Here is a 16020-nt window from a genome sequence, read left to right as displayed (position 1 = left end):
ACACCTTAGATCAGCTGCGCCGAGGCCCACAGAACGCCGCAGCCATGGATGACGAACACCGCCACCAGCGCGCCGGCGATGGCGAAGCGGTCGACCGTGCGGATCGGTTCCAGTTCGTGGCGCGGCTTCACACCGCTGCCAACGGTGAGCAGGCTGAGGATCGAAAACACCGCTCCCGCCGCAAGCAGAAAGCCTGAGGAAAAACCGGCCTGCCGGCCAAGCGCCAAGAAGGCGGAGAGCAGGAAGAACGAGGCCAGCGCCAGCGCGATCGGCCCCGGGCAGATCTGGCGCAGCACCTGGCCGCCATCGAACTTCCATACCGGCACCAGATTGGCGATGTTGAACAGGGCCGCACAGCCCGCGAGCGTCGCCAGTAGCGCAGCGGCCGCCTTGTGCCCCTCGCCGCCCGCAACCGCACTGGCGGCAATGACGATCGGCACCAGGAAGGCGGAGAACCCCGCCCCCATCAGCGCCACGAAGGCCACTTCGAAACGGCTGTTGTATGGCCGGCCGCCAATGGCGATGCCGCCGAGCAGTGGAATGAAGATCATTCGCGCCTTGCGGTGGCCCATCAGCCGGAATGCCGCCATGTGACCGAACTCGTGCAAGGCTACGACCGATGTCAGGACCGCGGCCAGCGCCAGCCCGCCGAGGTGAAGGCCGAAGAACGGCCACAGGATCAATGCCGAGAGCACGGCAAAGCCCACCTGGCTCAGCGGGTGCTCGAACCAGCCGCCCTTGCGGTACTCTCCGGTTACTGCCCAGCGCTGCAGTTTCGAGAGTTCGCGGCGCATGGCGAAGTAACGGAACACCAGGAAGGCAACGCCGCGATAGCGATCCGTCCGACCGAGCGTCACCCGCGTGCCGTCGCCTTCGGAGACGAGTTCGGTGGTTTCGCGATAGTCTTTCCAGAACGAGGCATCGAGCGCGGTATCCTCGACGACGCGCATCGAGAAGCGGCTGCCCTCGACAATGTCTTGAAATCGCGACCTGCGTTCGATCGGCTTGCCGTCGCGGCCTTCCCAGGACAGCACGATGCGAGCCACGCCGTCCCCGTCCAGCGGCTGCGCCGACAGGATCTCGCCGGACCAGCCGGCATCGCTGCCGAGCGGCCACAGCGCCTGCCAGAGGCGCTGCCGGTCCATCGCCACCACGCGGCTGACCCTGACCGTGCGCAAACCAAGCGGCACGGTCATCAAGAGAAAGATCAGTCCGAGATTGCTGGCCACCAGAATGGCCGTGACGATGGGCGACACCTGGACGTTGCTCCCTGCCTCAGAGGCGCACCCTAACGTCGCGGCGGCAAGAAAGGCTTAATAAGGAAAACGCGCGTCCCGATGGCAGGCCATCCGCGTCAGTGCTCAATGAGAGCCACGGCAGTAACGTTGACGCCCCTCTCCCCGTTCCTCACGGGGAGAGGGTAAGGGTGAGGAGCGGCGCGACGAGGGACGTTTGCGTTCACGCCGGTCCTCGACCGCCAGATCACATGGCGCCGATCCAGATTGCCATGGAAATGAGAAAGGTGCTCATGCAAACCAGTGAGATGACATCCTGAACCAGATCGGTCATAACTCTCTCCTGTTGTTGATATGTTCGCAATTTGTTCTAATTTTGTTTCAATGTCAATGGGCGGACAAATGGCGACAGAAGGGGAATTTGACACGGTTAGTGAAGAGTTAACCGGTCCCCGGGCGGTCGTTCGACCAGTCCGGCGCCGGCGGACCCTGCGTCAGACCGACACGGACGCATCATGACGGCAGATCGTGGTGACAAGTGCGCCGGCCGATCAGGCTTCCTGTCTCATTTCAGGACGAAGACTCTGGCATCCGTCTTGCTCCGCAGCTATTGCCGGTTGATTCCGGTCCTGATCGCGTACTCTGATCAGGTTGTAGGCTCGCCGGGCTTCGAGGTTGTTGGGGTCTTCGCCCGGCGAGTTTATCGGGATGATGGTCATGCCATCCCAAGAGCCGCCAGTGCGCCTTCAGCGCAATTAAGGTGGAAAAGATCGCAGTAGCCAACACGGGCAGAGCGCGTATCGCCTCGCCCTAGATGTGAGCTTTCGGGAGGTTGTCCATTCGGACCGGACCGAGGAGACTGGAGTTACTAGGCTTCAGCATCCATCGGAAGGTCCGAATGAACATCCACAAGCTGCGCCACGGTGCAAATTTTCTTCTATCTCCAACCTATGGCGCCGCTTCGATCGCCCGCAGCAGCACGGCACCGGTCAGGCCATCTTTGCCATTATCTTGGCCATATCTGCCGCATCGAACGCCCTCAGTGTCTGAGTTCTGATGTTGCCCTGCGATGCAATCGACAGGGCCAGTGCCGTCGCGGCAATGTCGTCGTCCGCTTCGGCAATCGCCACGACATCATATTGACCAAGCGTCCACAAAACGTTGTGGACCTTGATACCGCTTTTGCTGGCCATCGCCTTGAAGGCCTCGGCACGCTTCTGAGTATCCTTTATGCTCTTGATACCTTGATCTGTGAAATTCGACAGCAGCACGTAGTAAGCCATTTGTTCCTCCCACAAATGGGAGCGGGCGGGCACTCACGGCGCGTCCGCCGTCTCCCAGAGCCCACGATAACACGAGCCGGGTATGCAAACCACAGGCGGCCAGACACGCCATCGCGCCCCGTTGCGCAGCCTACAGCGGCACCACCTTGCCGTCGGCCAGCGTAACGCGCCTGTCCATGCGCGATGCCAGCTCGTGATTGTGGGTGGCGATCAGCGCCGCGAGACCCGACTGCCGCACCAGCGCCTCCAGGGCCTCGAACACATAGGAGGCGGTTACCGGATCGAGATTGCCGGTCGGCTCGTCGGCCAAAAGCACCAGCGGCGCATTGGCGACCGCACGCGCTATGGCGACGCGCTGCTGCTCGCCACCGGAAAGCTCGGCCGGCCGGTGCGAGGCGCGCTTGCCGATCTGCATGTAATCGAGCAGTTGTGCGGCGCGCTCGGACGCCTCCTTGCGCGGCAGGCCCTTGATGAGCTGCGGCATCATGATGTTTTCCAGCGCGGAAAACTCCGGCAGCAAATGATGGAACTGGTAGACGAAGCCGACATCGTTGCGGCGGATCGACGTCCGCTCGTCATCGGACAGCCGCCCGCAGGCCCGGCCGGACAAGATCACGTCACCGGCGTCAGGGCGTTCCAGCAGGCCGGCCGTGTGCAGCAGCGTCGACTTGCCGGTGCCCGACGGCGCCACCAGCGCCACCATCTCGCCGCGCCGCAGCGAAAAATCGGCGCCGTTCAAGATGGTGAGCTTGCGCGGCCCCTGCACATAGTGCCGCTCGACGCTCTTCAGCTCGATAATGGCCTCGGCCATCACTCGTACCTCAAGGCTTCGACCGGATCGAGGCGGGCCGCCCGCCATGCCGGAAACACCGTCGCTAGGAAGGACAGCGCAAGCGCCATGATGATGACATAGGTGGTCTCACGCGGATCCATCTTGGCCGGCAGCTGGCTGAGGAAGTAGAGCTCCGGGTTGAACAGCACCTTGCCGGTCATCCAGGAGAAGAACTGGCGGATTGATTCGATGTTGGTGCAGATGAGGACCCCAAGCAGCACGCCGGCGAGCGTTCCGGTGACGCCGATCGCCGCACCCGTCATCAGGAAGATGCGCAGGATCGCTCCGCGCGAGGCGCCCATGGTGCGCAGGATGGCGATGTCGTGCCCTTTGTCCTTCACCAGCATGATCAGGCCGGAAATGATGTTGAGCGCCGCCACCAGCACGATCAGCGTCAGGATCATGAACATGACGTTGCGCTCGACCTGCAGGGCGGAAAAGAAGGTCTCGTTGCGCTGACGCCAGTCGACCATGTCGATCGGCCGCTGCGCCGCCTCTTCCACCTTGGGTTTCAAGGCGTCGACATTGTCGGGATTGTCGACATAGATCTCGATCGTCTGCGCACGGCCATCCATGTTGAAATAGAGCTGCGCTTCCGAGAACGGCATGTAGACGATGGAGGTGTCATATTCCGACATGCCGACTTCGAAGATCGCCGAGATCTTGTAGCCCTTCATGCGCGGCGTCGTACCGATCGGCGTCACATCGCCGTCTGGCGAGATGAGCGTGATGGTGTCACCGAGCGTCAGGCCGAGATTCTCGGCCATGCGCTTGCCGATGGCGACGCCCTCGCCAGTGTCGAAATCGGCGAGCGAGCCCTGCTTGATGTTGCTGGCAACGATGGCGATCTTGCCGAGATCTTCACCGCGTATGCCGCGCACCAGCGCGCCGGTGCCGCCGCCGACATTGCCTTGCGCCAGCACCTGGCCGTCGATCAGCGGGATGGCGTATTTGACCCCGGGCACGCCGTTGATGCGGCCGGCAACCTGGGCGTAATCCTCAAGCGGCGAATCGAGCGGCTGCACGATCAGATGGCCGTTGACGCCGAGGATGCGCGTCAACAGCTCGGCCCGGAACCCGTTCATCACGGCCATGACCACGATCAGCGTCGCCACGCCCAGCATGATGCCGAGGAAGGAGATCGAGGCGATGACCGAGATCACCGTCTCCTTGCGCCGCGAGCGCAGGTAGCGCCACGCCACCATGCGTTCGAACATGGAGAATGGGCCGGCGCCCGCAGATCTTGCCGCCGCGGCTTCGGTCATGCGGCGACGCCGAAGCGTTTCTTCGCGTCGGCGATCGGCAGCGTTATGCGCTCGCCGGTCCTGCGATTCTTCATCTCGACCTCGCCGGCCGCCACGCCGCGCGGTCCGACGATCACCTGCCAGGGCAGGCCGATCAGGTCGGCGGTGGCGAACTTGCCGCCCGGCCGCTGGTCGGTGTCGTCGTAAAGCACATCCTTGCCGGCGGCGGTGAAGGCGGCATTGAGCTCGTCGCAGACGCGGTCGCAGTCGGCATCGCCCGCCTTCATGTTGATCAGGGCGATGTCGAACGGCGCCACGGCGTCCGGCCAGATGATGCCGTTTTCGTCGTGGCTGGCTTCGATGATCGCGGCGACCAACCGCGACGGGCCGATGCCGTAGGAGCCGCTGGAGGCGAAATGATCCTTGCCGTCGGGTCCGGTCACCTTGGCGCCCATCGGCTTGGAATATTTCTCGCCGAAGTGGAAGATGTGGCCCACCTCGATGCCGCGCGCCGAAACCCTGTCGCTGTCGGAGACCTTTTCCCAGGCCGCCTGGTCATGCATTTCGTCGGTGGCGGCGTAAGGCGTCGTCCATGTCTTGACGATATCGGCGATCTCGGCGTCGTTGGCGAAGTCGGTGTTCGCGCCAGGCACGGCGAGCGAAAGATAGTCGCGATGGCAGAAGACCTGGCTTTCGCCGGTATCGGCCAGGATGATGAACTCGTGGCTGAGGTCGCCGCCGATCGGTCCGGTATCGGCCCGCATCGGGATCGCCTGCAGGCCCATGCGCGTAAACGTCCTGAGGTAGGAGACGAACATCCGGTTGTAGGCCGCCCTGGCGCCCTCGAAGTCGAGGTCGAAGGAATAGGCGTCCTTCATCAGGAACTCGCGCGAACGCATCACGCCGAAGCGCGGCCGCACCTCGTCGCGGAACTTCCACTGGATGTGGTAGAGGTTGAGCGGCAAATCCTTGTAGGATTTCACATAAGCGCGAAAGATCTCGGTGACCATTTCCTCATTGGTCGGACCGTACAGCATGTCGCGGTCCTGGCGATCCTTGATGCGCAGCATCTCCTTGCCATAGTCATTGTAGCGGCCGCTTTCGCGCCACAGATCGGCCGACTGGATGGTCGGCATCAGGATTTCCAGCGCGCCGGCGCGGTTCTGCTCCTCGCGGATGATCTGGCAGACCTTGTCCAGCACCCGTTTACCGAGCGGCAGCCACGAAAAACTGCCCTGCCCCTGCTGGCGGATCATGCCGGCACGCAGCATCAGCCGGTGCGAGACGATCTCGGCCTCGCGCGGATTTTCTTTGAGGATAGGCAGGAAATAGCGCGACAAACGCATGGACTGGTCCGTGAATGAGAATGGCCACGCCAGAATCGGCGCGACGCAGGCTTGCTTGCCCCGGCTTCATAGCCATTTCATGACCGAATGGAAACGGGCCATAGCAGCACATCAGCGCGTTGCGGCCCGGAATCCTCGGTTTCCGGATCAGGCCGCGCCGGCAATTGAACGTGCCGAACCACTTTGGGATTTGGCCATCAATTCTTTGCGCGCGTCAATTCAGGACATGCCGCAAAGGCTCATCCGCGCCTTGCTGGTCGTTTCGAAAGCATAGCATGGCGCACTATTGTGCAGTGCAGCACGAGAATGCCTGTTTCGAGGCAAAATTCTTCGTGACATTCTCATTTGGCTTAGGCTAATGTGCCCCGATAACCGAGAGGGCGGAGACAAATCTGCCCTCCTACGCGGTCAAAGTCTTGGGAGGATGCGATCTAGGCGCGGTAACTCGCTGCCGCCGGATACCGGAAACAGATCGGGACGCGTTTAACTGCAAGGCCTCGTGCCTTGCATTTTTTTTGTGCATTCATCAGCTTAGCGCGGCGAGCTGCCACGCCACATGACGTTGCGTCAGCAGGCGCACGGCCGTGAGATGTGGCGGCATTTCAAATTCCACCGCAGCGCGCCGATGTCGGAAAAAGGACCCTGCCGGGCGATCTATTTCGCGGGGCTCTGGCCGAAATCCGGCACGATATGCGGGATATCGTTGAGGCTGTATCCCAGCCCATGCGTCAGGCCATAGAAAATGCCCATCAGGACCGCCGTGGCGATGGTCGTGCGGATCACGGCGCGCAGCATATGCGGCCCGCGCGGCGCGCTCGGAACAGTGCCGAGAGTCACGTCGTGATCGTCGTCCTGTGTCCTGACGCTGAACGGCAACACCGCGAACAGCACCACCCACCAGGTCGCGAAAAACAAGGCGGTGAACGAAACCCAGCTCATGATTGCTCCAGTTCGATCAGCGTGCCGAAGAAATCCTTCGGATGCAAGAACAGCACCGGCTTGCCGTGCGCACCGATCTTCGGGTTGCCGTCGCCCAGCACGCGGGCGCCGGCGGCCTTGAGCTGGTCGCGCGCCGCCAGGATGTCGCCGACCTCATAGCAGAGATGATGCATGCCGCCTGACGGGTTCTTCGCGAGAAACGCCGCGATCGGCGAGCCCTCGCCCAAGGGCTCCAGAAGTTCGATCTTGGTGTTGCCGACATTGACGAACACGACCGCGACGCCATGCTCCGGCAGCGCCTGCGGCTCGCTCACCTCGGCGCCAAGCGTGTTGCGGTAAGCAGCGACCGCCGCTGCCAGATCCGGCACAGCAAGGGCGACATGGTTCAGGCGTCCAAGCATTGGCATCGTCCCTAGGGAGTAAGGCAGTAGGGCAGTAGGGCAAAAAATGGCGGCGAGGTGCAAATCTATCGCCTTTTCCCTACTGCCCTACTGCCGTACTCCCCTACTCCCTTATCTCATCTTGTGACGAACACCGTCACCAGCGGCTTCTTGCCCCAGGCTTCGTTGGCGGCACCGCGCACCGCGCGTCGTACCGCCTCCTGCACCAGGTCGAGGTCCTTTCGGCGCTGGCGGGGGATGGAGTCCACCGCGCCGACTGCCGCATCGATCATCAGATCTTCCAGCGCCTCGCCGCGGGCATCGGCCTCGGCAACGCCGATGGCGACCAGATCGGGGTCGCCGGCCAGCTCATATTTGTCGTCGAGCACCACATTGACCGCGACATGGCCGGCAAAGGACAGCTTGCGCCGGTCGCGGATGCCCATCGCCTGGTCGGTGCCGATCAGGTTGCCGTCCTTGTAGATACGGCCGAACGGCACCTGGTCGATGATCGTGGCCGGCCCCGGGGCGAGCCTCAGCATGTCGCCGTCGCGCACCTGTGCCACCTGGCCGATCCCGGAGGTCGACATCAGCGAGCCCTGCGCCACAAGGTGCGCCGCCTCGCCGTGCACGGGAACGCCGATCTGCGGGCGCACCCATTCATACATCTTGCGCAACTCGCTGCGGCGGGGGTGGCCGGAGACATGCACCAGCGCATCGCCGTCCTCGATGATCTTGACGCCGAGATCGATGAGACGATTCTTGATCTCGAGGATCGCCTTCTCGTTTCCGGGAATGGTGCGCGAGGAAAACACCACCGTGTCGCCCGCCGTCAGCGACACCGATTTCATCTCGTCGCGCGACAGTTTCGCCAGTGCCGCCAGCGGCTCGCCCTGGCTGCCGGTGCAGATGATGACGAGGTTTTCGCGCGGGATGAAGCCGAAATCCTCCTCGGCGATGAACTCCGGCAGGCCGTCCATATAGCCGAGTTCGTCCGCCACATCGATGACGCGCTTCAGCGAGCGGCCAAGCACCAGGCACTGGCGCCCGGCATCGCGCGCCGCCCTGGCAATCGAAACGATGCGTCCGACATTGGAGGAGAAGGTGGTGACGGCGACGCGGCCCTTGGCAGCCTGGATGACGCCCTTGATCCCCTCCCCGACGGCCACTTCCGAAGGCGATTCGCCCTCCCGCAACGCATTGGTCGAATCGCAGATCAGCGCCAGCACGCCCTTGTCGCCATAGGCGCGGAACCGCGCTTCGTCGGTCTTGGGGCCGATCGTCGGTTCCGGGTCGATCTTCCAGTCGCCGGTGTGGATGACGGTGCCTGCCGGCGACGTGATCGCCAGCGACATCGGCTCGGGAATGGAGTGCGCGACCGGAATGGCTTCGATCTCGAAGGGGCCGACGGTGAACTTTTCGCCGGCGCGGTAGATCGACAGCGGGATCTTCGGCGCGCCCTGCTCGCCCTGCCGCTTGGCCTCCAGCAGCCCGGCGCTGAACGGCGTCATCCACACCGGCGCTTTCAGCTTCGGCCAGATGTCGAGCAGCGCGCCGTAATGGTCCTCATGCGCGTGGGTGATGACGATGCCGCGCAGACTGGCGAGGTTCTCCTCGATGAAGCGCGTATCGGGCAGGATCAGGTCGACACCCGGATGCGCCGCATCGGGAAAGGTGACGCCGACATCAATGATGATCCACTCTCGTGCGCTCGGCGGGCCGTAGCCGTAGAGGGCGAAGTTCATGCCGATCTCGCCGACGCCACCGAGCGGCACAAAGACGAGTTCGGCGTTTTCCGCTTTCGCCATGATTTTTCCCTTCCTGGCCCTCAGGCCAAGCCCATAGAGCAATTCCGGGAAAAGTGTGTAACGGCTTCCCCACAGGAATTGCGCAAAAACAAACAGTTAGAGCCGTTCACGATGGCCCTAGATCTTTGTCGATGCGACTGCGCCGAAATGCACGTCGCCGGCGGCAACCGTCACAACCGACCCCTCATCGTCGCGGATCACGAAACGGCAGTCCTCGTCAATGGTCTCGAACACCCCACGCACCACATTACCGTCAATTCTGACAGCAACCTCGCCGCCAAGTCCCGCCGCGCGCGCCAGCCAGCGCCGCCTGACAGCGGCAAGGCCGCGCCCTTCGTCCCACAGGCGGGCATTCTCGCTCCAGGCATCCGACAGCGCCAGGAACAGCGTTTCGGCGTCGCATGCCGCGCCCATGGCTTGAAGCGATGTCGCGGGATAAGGCAAATCCGCGGGATGCGCCACCACATTGACGCCGATACCGACCGCGACCGCGAAACGGTCGCCGTCCAGTATCGCCGACTCCAGCAGGATTCCGGCGAGCTTGGCGCCGGAGGCAAGCACATCGTTCGGCCATTTCAGTTCGAAACGGTTTTGTCCCTGGCTCGCGCCATCGACGCCGATGGCGATGCGGCCCTTCGGCACCACGGCATCCAGCGCATCGGCAAGCGAGAGGCCGGCGACGAAACCCAGCGTCGCGGCAAGGCGAAGTTCACCGCCGGTGATGACGAGCAATGTCGCCGCCAGATTGCCTTCGGGCGACACCCAGGCGCGGCCGCGCCGGCCACGTCCGCTTTCCTGCTTCTTGGAAACCACCCACAATTTGCCCGGGTCGCCTGCCCGGGCGTGGTCCAGCGCCACCGTATTGGTGGAACCGACGCTGTCATGGACCTCCAGCCGGAACCCTTCCGACACCGAGGTTGGGGCCAGCCGAAATGCCATCCCGTCAGAAAAATGTCTTGGCGGCGGCTTCGGCATAGGTGCCGATCGGTCCGCCGATCAGCACATAAAACAGCACGAAGGCGCCACAGACGCCGAGCACGACGCGCAATTCCGTGGCCATCGGCACGAAGCCGCCGACCGGCTCGTCGAACCACATGATCTTGATGATGCGCAGGTAATAATAGGCGCCCACCACCGAGGCCAGCACGCCGATGATCGCCAGCGCGTAAAGGTTGGCGTTGATGGCGGCGAGGAAGACGTACCACTTCCCCCAGAAGCCGGCGAGCGGCGGAATGCCGGCCAGCGAGAACATCAGGATGGTCAGGATCGTCGCCATGATCGGATTGGTCGAGGAAAGCCCGGCCAGGTCGCTGATCTGCTCGACATTGCCCTCCTTGCGCCGCATGGCGAGGATGAAGGCGAAGGTGCCGAGCGTCATCACCAGGTAGATCAGCATGTAGATGGCGACACCGCGCACGCCGGCCTGGCTGTTGGCGGCAAGGCCGACCAGCGCGTAGCCCATATGGCCGATCGAGGAATAGGCCATCAGCCGCTTGATGTTGGTCTGGCCGATCGCAGCGAAGGCGCCGAGCGCCATCGAGGCGATCGAGATGAAGACGATGATCTGCTGCCAGTCGGCGGCGATCGGCTTGAACGCGCCCATGGTGACGCGCACGATCAGCGCCATCGCCGCCATCTTGGGTGCTGCCGCCAGGAAGGCGGTTACTGGCGTCGGCGCGCCTTCATAGACGTCGGGCGTCCACATATGGAACGGCACCGCCGAGATCTTGAAGGCAAGGCCGGCCAGCACGAAAACCAGGCCGAAAACGAGGCCTAGCTGGCGCTCGCCGCCGCCAAGTGCGGTGGCGATCTCCTGGAAGCCGACATTGCCGGTATAGCCGTAGACCAGGCTGATGCCATAGAGCAGCATGCCCGACGACAGCGCGCCGAGGACGAAGTATTTGAGGCCAGCCTCGGTCGAACGCAGATTGTCGCGGTTGATCGCCGCCAGCACGTAGATCGCCAGCGACTGCAGTTCGAGGCCGAGATAGAGCCCGATCATGCCATTGGCCGAGATCATCAGCAGCATGCCGAGCGTGCACAGAAGGATCAGCACCGGATATTCGAACTTGTCGAAACGCTCCGCCTTGGCAAAGCGCATCGACATCACCAGCGTCACCGCCGAGCCGACCAGCGCCAGCACCTTCATGAAGCGGGCGAAGGAATCCTGGATGAAGGCATTGCCGTAGGCGTTGCCCTGCCCCGTGGAAAAGATCAGCCAGGCGCCTGAAACCACCAGCACGGCGACGGCAAGGCCGGTCACGGTGTTGGCTGTGTTGGCACGCGAATAGGCCCCAACCAGCAGCAGCGCGAGCGCGCCGATGGCAAGGATCAGCTCGGGCGTCGAGAGCGACAGGCTGGAGAGAAGGTCCGGCGTCATGGTTCGCAAAACCCTTGGTTAATTCGCCGCCGCGGTTTGCGCGGCGCCGATGGATGCGGTGACATTGGTGACGAGCGACTTGACCGACTGGGCCGTCGCATTGAAGACGGGGGCGGGATAGACGCCGAAGAAGATGACCAGCACGACCAGCGGATACATGATCGCCTTCTCGCGCGTCGACAGGTCGAGCAGCCCCTTCAGGCTATCCTTGGTCAGCGCGCCGAAGATCACTCGGCGATAGAGCCAGAGCGCGTAGGCCGCAGACAGGACGACGCCTGTCGCGGCGAAGAACGCCACCCAGGTGTTGACCCGGAACACGCCGAGCATGGTCAGGAACTCACCGACGAAGCCTGACGTGCCCGGCAGGCCGACATTGGCCATGGTGAAGATCATGAACACTGTAGCGTATTTCGGCATGTTGTTGACCAGGCCGCCATAGGCCGCGATCTCACGCGTGTGCATGCGGTCGTAGATGACGCCCACGCACAGGAACAGCGCGCCCGAAACGAGGCCGTGGCTGAGCATCTGGAAGATCGCGCCCTGCACACCTTCCTGGTTCATGGCGAAGATGCCCATGGTGACGAAGCCCATATGCGCGACCGACGAATAGGCGATCAGCTTCTTCATGTCCTCCTGCATCAGCGCCACCAGCGAGGTGTAGATGATGGCGACGACGGAGAGCGTGAAGACCAGCGGCGCGAACATCTCGGACGCCAGCGGGAACATCGGCAGCGAGAACCGCAGGAAGCCGTATCCGCCCATCTTCAGGAGGATGGCGGCCAGGATCACAGAGCCGGCTGTGGGTGCTTCGACGTGCGCGTCGGGCAGCCAGGTGTGCACCGGCCACATCGGCATCTTCACCGCGAAAGAAGCGAAGAAAGCGAGCCATAGCCAGGTCTGCATGTTGGCCGGGAAGCTGTGGGTCAGCAGCGTCGGGATGTCGGTCGTGCCCGATTGGAAGAACATCGCCATGATGGCGAGCAGCATCAGCACCGAACCGGCGAGCGTGTAGAGGAAGAACTTGAACGAGGCATAGACGCGCCGCTTGCCGCCCCAGACGCCGATGATGATGAACATCGGGATCAGGCCGGCCTCGAAGAAGACGTAGAACAGCACGATATCGAGCGCGCAGAACACGCCGATCATCAGCGTCTCGAGCAGCAGGAAGGCGATCATGTAAGCCTTGACGCGCTTCTCGATCGCTTCCCACGACGCCAGGATGCAGAGCGGCATCAGGAACGTCGTCAGGATGACGAACAGCATGGAAATGCCGTCGACGCCCATATGATAGGAGATGCCGGAATCGAGCCAGGCAGCCTTCTCGACGAACTGAAAGCCGGCCTGCGAATTGTCGAAGCCGGTCCAGATGAACAGCGAGATGATGAACGTGAACGTCGTCGTCAACAGCGCGATGGCGCGGATGTTGCGGCGTGCATTTTCGCTGTCATCGTTGATGAACAGGATCAGCAGCACACCAACCAGCGGCAGGAAGGTGACCAGCGAGAGGATTGGCCAAGCGGTCATCAGAGCATCATCCAGGTGACGAGTGCGGCAACGCCGATCAGCATGGCGAAGGCGTAGTGATAGAGATAGCCGGTCTGCAGCTTGACGACGCGGTTGGTGACGTCGACGACGCGCGCCGAAACACCGTCAGGCCCGAGACCGTCGATGATGGTGCCGTCGCCGGTCTTCCACAGGAACCTGCCGAGGGCCTTTGCCGGCCGCACGAACAGGAAATCATAGAGCTCGTCGAAATACCACTTGTTGAGCAGGAAGGCGTAGAGCAGGCGATGGTTGGCGGCGACGCTACGGGGCAATTCCGGCGAGCGGATATAGAACTTCCAGGCGATCGCGAAGCCGATGAGCATCGCGAAGAACGGCGATAGCTCGACCCACAGCGGCAGTTCATGGATCTCGTGCAGGATGTGGTTGTCCGCCAGCGTGAACAGCGACGCCTTCCAGAACTCGGCATAGCCTTCGCCGATAAAGGAATTGTGGAAGATGATGCCGGCAAACAGCGAGCCCGCGGCCAGGATGAACAGCGGCACCAGCATCACCGGCGGCGATTCATGGACGTGGTGCATCACCTCATGGCTCGCCCGCGGCTCGCCATGGAAGGTCATGAAGATCAGCCGCCAGGAGTAGAAAGACGTGAAGCAGGCCGCGATGACCAAAAGCACGAAGGCAAGTGCGGCAACCGAATTGTGCCCGGCAAAGGCGGTCTCGATAATGGCGTCCTTGGAGAAGAAGCCGGCGGTGCCGATGACGGTCACCGGAATGCCGACGCCGGTCAGCGCCAGCGTGCCGATCACCATCATCCAGTAGGTGGTCGGGATCAGTTTGCGCAGGCCGCCCATCTTGCGCATGTCCTGCTCGTCGGAGACGGCATGGATGACCGAGCCTGAACCGAGGAACAGCAGCGCCTTGAAGAAGGCATGCGTGAACAGATGGAAGATCGCCGCGCCATAGGCGCCGACGCCGAGCGCCACGAACATGTAGCCGAGCTGCGAGCAGGTCGAATAAGCGATGACCCGCTTGATGTCGTTCTGGACCAGACCGACGGTCGCCGCGAAGAAGGCGGTGAAGGCGCCGATGAAGGTCACCACCGTCAGCGCCGAATGCGACAGCTCGAACAATGGCGACAGCCGTGCCAGCATGAACACGCCGGCCGTCACCATGGTGGCGGCATGGATGAGTGCCGAAACCGGCGTCGGGCCTTCCATGGCGTCCGGCAGCCAGGTGTGCAGCGGCACCTGTGCCGACTTGCCCATGGCGCCCATGAACAAGAGCAGGCAGACGACGGTCATCGCCGCCTGCTTGTCCAGCGCATGGCCAAGGAAGGTCAGCACGGCGGCACCCTGCGGCGCGCCCTCAACCGGGATGAATGTCGTCGCATTGGCGAAGATGGTGCCGAGATTGACCGAACCGAACAGCACGAACAAGCCGAAAATCCCAAGCGCGAAGCCGAAATCGCCAATACGGTTGACGACGAAGGCCTTGATCGCCGCGGCGTTGGCTGACGGCTTCTTGTACCAGAAGCCGATCAGCAGGTAGGACGCCAGGCCCACCCCTTCCCAGCCGAAGAACATCTGCACGAGATTGTCCGCCGTCACCAGCATCAGCATGGCAAAGGTGAACAGCGACAGATAGGCGAAGAAGCGCGGCCGGTTCGGATCGTAGTGCATGTAGCCGATCGAATAGATGTGAACCAGCGCCGAGACGGTGTTGACCACCACCAGCATCACCACCGTCAGCGTGTCGATGCGCAGCGCCCAGGACACGTCCAAGCCGCCGGACTGGATCCAATGCAGCACCGGCACGGTGAACACCTCGCCATGGCCGAAGCCGACGCTGAAGAAGGCAATCCACGACAGCACAGCCGAAATCACCAGGAAGCCGGAGGTGATGTATTCGGAAGCCTTGGCGCCGAGCGACGTGCCGAACAGGCCGACGATCAGGAAGCCGAGCAGTGGAAGGAAGACGATGGCCTGATACATGGTGGTTCCGTCAACCCTTCATCATGTTCACGTCTTCGACCGCGATCGAGCCGCGGTTGCGGAAGAAGACGACGAGAATGGCAAGTCCGATGGCGGCTTCAGCCGCCGCGACCGTGAGCACGAACAGCGCGAACACCTGGCCGACCAGATCGCCGAGGGCCGCCGAAAAGGCGACGAAGTTGATGTTGACCGCAAGCAGGATCAGCTCGATCGACATCAGGATGACGATGATGTTGCGGCGGTTCAGGAAGATGCCGAACACGCCGAGCGTGAACAGGATCGCCGATACGGTCAGATAATGTGCGATGCCGACGACCATCTCAGACTCCTTCGCCCGACTTGACCTTGCGGATTTCCATGCCGGTCGCCGCGGTGCGGCCGACCTGGGCTGCGATCGACTGCCGCTTGACCCCTTCCTTGTGGCGCAGCGTCAGCACGATGGCGCCGATCATGGCGACCAGCAGCACGAGGCCGGCGATCTGGAAGTAGTAGAGGTAGTCGGTATAGAGGATGTCGCCGAGCGCCGCCGTGTTCGAACGCGCGGCGAGATCGGGAATGGGCTTCGAAACCGTCGCGGCGAGCCGCGGCGCGAATGTGTAGCCGCCCAGCACCACGATCAGCTCCGCCGCCAGGATCAGCCCGACCAGCGCGCCGATCGGAGCATATTGCAGGGCGCCTTCCTTCATCTCGGCAAAGTCGACGTCGAGCATCATGACGACGAACAGGAACAGCACCATCACCGCGCCGACATAGACAACGAGCAGGATCATCGCCAGGAACTCGGCGCCGGTCAGCATGAAGAGGCCCGCGGCATTGAAGAAGGTCAGGATCAGGAACAGCACCGAATGCACGGGGTTGCGCGACGAAATGACCATGAACGCCGATGCCACCGCGACAAAGGCGAAGAGGTAGAAAAAGGCCGCCTCTAGTCCACTCAGCATTGGGGATCCCCCGGGTTCCTATCCAAACAGGACAACCGTCCTGTTCGATTTCTGCCGCCGCCTCCGGCCGCAAGTTTCGTTGTGTCCTAGCCCATGTTCCGACCGGGTTGAAAGACCCGATCGACAGAAACATGG

General features: G+C 62.7%; 15 protein-coding genes. 1 reads left to right on the top strand and 14 read right to left on the bottom strand.

What is annotated here, in order from left to right:
- Positions 1 to 5 precede the first annotated feature (5 nt).
- The 5 genes from JT360_RS17550 to proS all read right to left on the bottom strand — a co-directional run bounded on the left by JT360_RS17550 (position 6) and on the right by proS (position 5940).
- Complete coding sequence (locus JT360_RS17550) at positions 6 to 1256, bottom strand: site-2 protease family protein (protein WP_214472921.1); 1251 nt, start codon at positions 1254 to 1256, stop codon at positions 6 to 8.
- A gap of 968 nt (positions 1257 to 2224) precedes the next feature.
- Positions 2225 to 2518: a GYD domain-containing protein gene (locus tag JT360_RS17545; RefSeq protein ID WP_214472920.1), complete on the bottom strand. Its 294-nt coding sequence runs from the start codon at positions 2516 to 2518 to the stop codon at positions 2225 to 2227.
- 130 nt (positions 2519 to 2648) lie between these two features.
- The gene (locus JT360_RS17540) at positions 2649 to 3332 is read right to left on the bottom strand and encodes an ABC transporter ATP-binding protein (protein ID WP_214472919.1); all 684 of its coding nucleotides are present in this window, start codon (positions 3330 to 3332) and stop codon (positions 2649 to 2651) included.
- The gene (locus tag JT360_RS17535; protein WP_214472918.1) at positions 3329 to 4615 is read right to left on the bottom strand and encodes a lipoprotein-releasing ABC transporter permease subunit; all 1287 of its coding nucleotides are present in this window, start codon (positions 4613 to 4615) and stop codon (positions 3329 to 3331) included. Before JT360_RS17535 ends, JT360_RS17540 begins: the two co-directional genes overlap by 4 nt.
- Entirely contained in the window at positions 4612 to 5940 is a 1329-nt protein-coding gene (proS, locus tag JT360_RS17530) for a proline--tRNA ligase (protein ID WP_214472917.1), read from the bottom strand. Before proS ends, JT360_RS17535 begins: the two co-directional genes overlap by 4 nt.
- On the opposite strand from proS, the gene JT360_RS17525 reads away from it, so the two are divergent.
- Positions 5939 to 6214, top strand: a complete 276-nt coding sequence (locus JT360_RS17525) for a hypothetical protein (protein WP_214472916.1) — start codon at positions 5939 to 5941, stop codon at positions 6212 to 6214. The two genes, proS and JT360_RS17525, sit on opposite strands and share 2 nt — an antisense overlap.
- Before the next feature lie 380 nt (positions 6215 to 6594).
- On the opposite strand, the gene JT360_RS17520 is transcribed toward JT360_RS17525, so the two are convergent.
- The 9 genes from JT360_RS17520 to JT360_RS17480 all read right to left on the bottom strand — a co-directional run bounded on the left by JT360_RS17520 (position 6595) and on the right by JT360_RS17480 (position 15885).
- A complete protein-coding gene (locus JT360_RS17520) occupies positions 6595 to 6879 on the bottom strand; it encodes a DUF1467 family protein (protein WP_214472915.1) in 285 nt (94 codons plus the stop codon).
- Positions 6876 to 7280: a methylmalonyl-CoA epimerase gene (mce, locus tag JT360_RS17515; RefSeq protein WP_214472914.1), complete on the bottom strand. Its 405-nt coding sequence runs from the start codon at positions 7278 to 7280 to the stop codon at positions 6876 to 6878. The genes JT360_RS17520 and mce overlap by 4 nt, the downstream gene beginning before the upstream one ends.
- Before the next feature lie 116 nt (positions 7281 to 7396).
- Entirely contained in the window at positions 7397 to 9067 is a 1671-nt protein-coding gene (locus JT360_RS17510; protein WP_214472913.1) for a ribonuclease J, read from the bottom strand.
- A 117-nt stretch (positions 9068 to 9184) separates the two neighbouring features.
- Positions 9185 to 10006, bottom strand: coding sequence for a biotin--[acetyl-CoA-carboxylase] ligase (locus JT360_RS17505; RefSeq protein ID WP_214472912.1), 822 nt, complete (start codon positions 10004 to 10006; stop codon positions 9185 to 9187).
- Positions 10007 to 10010: 4 nt separating this feature from the next.
- Entirely contained in the window at positions 10011 to 11447 is a 1437-nt protein-coding gene (nuoN, locus tag JT360_RS17500) for an NADH-quinone oxidoreductase subunit NuoN (protein ID WP_214472911.1), read from the bottom strand.
- 18 nt (positions 11448 to 11465) lie between these two features.
- Entirely contained in the window at positions 11466 to 12971 is a 1506-nt protein-coding gene (locus tag JT360_RS17495; RefSeq protein ID WP_214472910.1) for an NADH-quinone oxidoreductase subunit M, read from the bottom strand.
- Positions 12971 to 14944 carry an NADH-quinone oxidoreductase subunit L gene (nuoL, locus tag JT360_RS17490; RefSeq protein ID WP_214472909.1) on the bottom strand — a complete coding sequence of 658 codons (1974 nt, stop codon included), beginning with the start codon at positions 14942 to 14944 and terminating at the stop codon, positions 12971 to 12973. Before nuoL ends, JT360_RS17495 begins: the two co-directional genes overlap by 1 nt.
- A gap of 10 nt (positions 14945 to 14954) precedes the next feature.
- A complete protein-coding gene (gene nuoK / locus JT360_RS17485) occupies positions 14955 to 15263 on the bottom strand; it encodes an NADH-quinone oxidoreductase subunit NuoK (protein WP_023798863.1) in 309 nt (102 codons plus the stop codon).
- A gap of 1 nt (position 15264) precedes the next feature.
- Entirely contained in the window at positions 15265 to 15885 is a 621-nt protein-coding gene (locus tag JT360_RS17480; protein WP_214472908.1) for an NADH-quinone oxidoreductase subunit J, read from the bottom strand.
- Positions 15886 to 16020 lie beyond the last annotated feature (135 nt).

Source organism: Mesorhizobium sp. dw_380 (genome assembly GCF_018588885.1).
Classification (GTDB): Bacteria; Pseudomonadota; Alphaproteobacteria; order Rhizobiales; family Rhizobiaceae; genus Mesorhizobium.
The sequence above is the reverse complement of the archived record's forward strand: the minus strand, read 5'-3'. Positions and strand labels throughout refer to the sequence as shown.

Bases quoted from the DNA above. Each gene is read 5' to 3' on its own strand.
- JT360_RS17545 (WP_214472920.1), bottom strand. From the start codon at position 2,518: ATGGCTTACTACGTGCTGCTGTCGAATTTCACAGATCAAGGTATCAAG.
- JT360_RS17535 (WP_214472918.1), bottom strand. From the start codon at position 4,615: ATGACCGAAGCCGCGGCGGCAAGATCTGCGGGCGCCGGCCCATTCTCC.
- JT360_RS17525 (WP_214472916.1), top strand. From the start codon at position 5,939: ATGGACTGGTCCGTGAATGAGAATGGCCACGCCAGAATCGGCGCGACG.
- proS (WP_214472917.1), bottom strand. From the start codon at position 5,940: ATGCGTTTGTCGCGCTATTTCCTGCCTATCCTCAAAGAAAATCCGCGC.
- JT360_RS17520 (WP_214472915.1), bottom strand. From the start codon at position 6,879: ATGAGCTGGGTTTCGTTCACCGCCTTGTTTTTCGCGACCTGGTGGGTG.
- mce (WP_214472914.1), bottom strand. From the start codon at position 7,280: ATGCTTGGACGCCTGAACCATGTCGCCCTTGCTGTGCCGGATCTGGCA.
- JT360_RS17510 (WP_214472913.1), bottom strand. From the start codon at position 9,067: ATGGCGAAAGCGGAAAACGCCGAACTCGTCTTTGTGCCGCTCGGTGGC.
- JT360_RS17505 (WP_214472912.1), bottom strand. From the start codon at position 10,006: ATGGCATTTCGGCTGGCCCCAACCTCGGTGTCGGAAGGGTTCCGGCTG.
- nuoN (WP_214472911.1), bottom strand. From the start codon at position 11,447: ATGACGCCGGACCTTCTCTCCAGCCTGTCGCTCTCGACGCCCGAGCTG.
- JT360_RS17495 (WP_214472910.1), bottom strand. From the start codon at position 12,971: ATGACCGCTTGGCCAATCCTCTCGCTGGTCACCTTCCTGCCGCTGGTT.
- nuoL (WP_214472909.1), bottom strand. From the start codon at position 14,944: ATGTATCAGGCCATCGTCTTCCTTCCACTGCTCGGCTTCCTGATCGTC.
- nuoK (WP_023798863.1), bottom strand. From the start codon at position 15,263: ATGGTCGTCGGCATCGCACATTATCTGACCGTATCGGCGATCCTGTTC.
- JT360_RS17480 (WP_214472908.1), bottom strand. From the start codon at position 15,885: ATGCTGAGTGGACTAGAGGCGGCCTTTTTCTACCTCTTCGCCTTTGTC.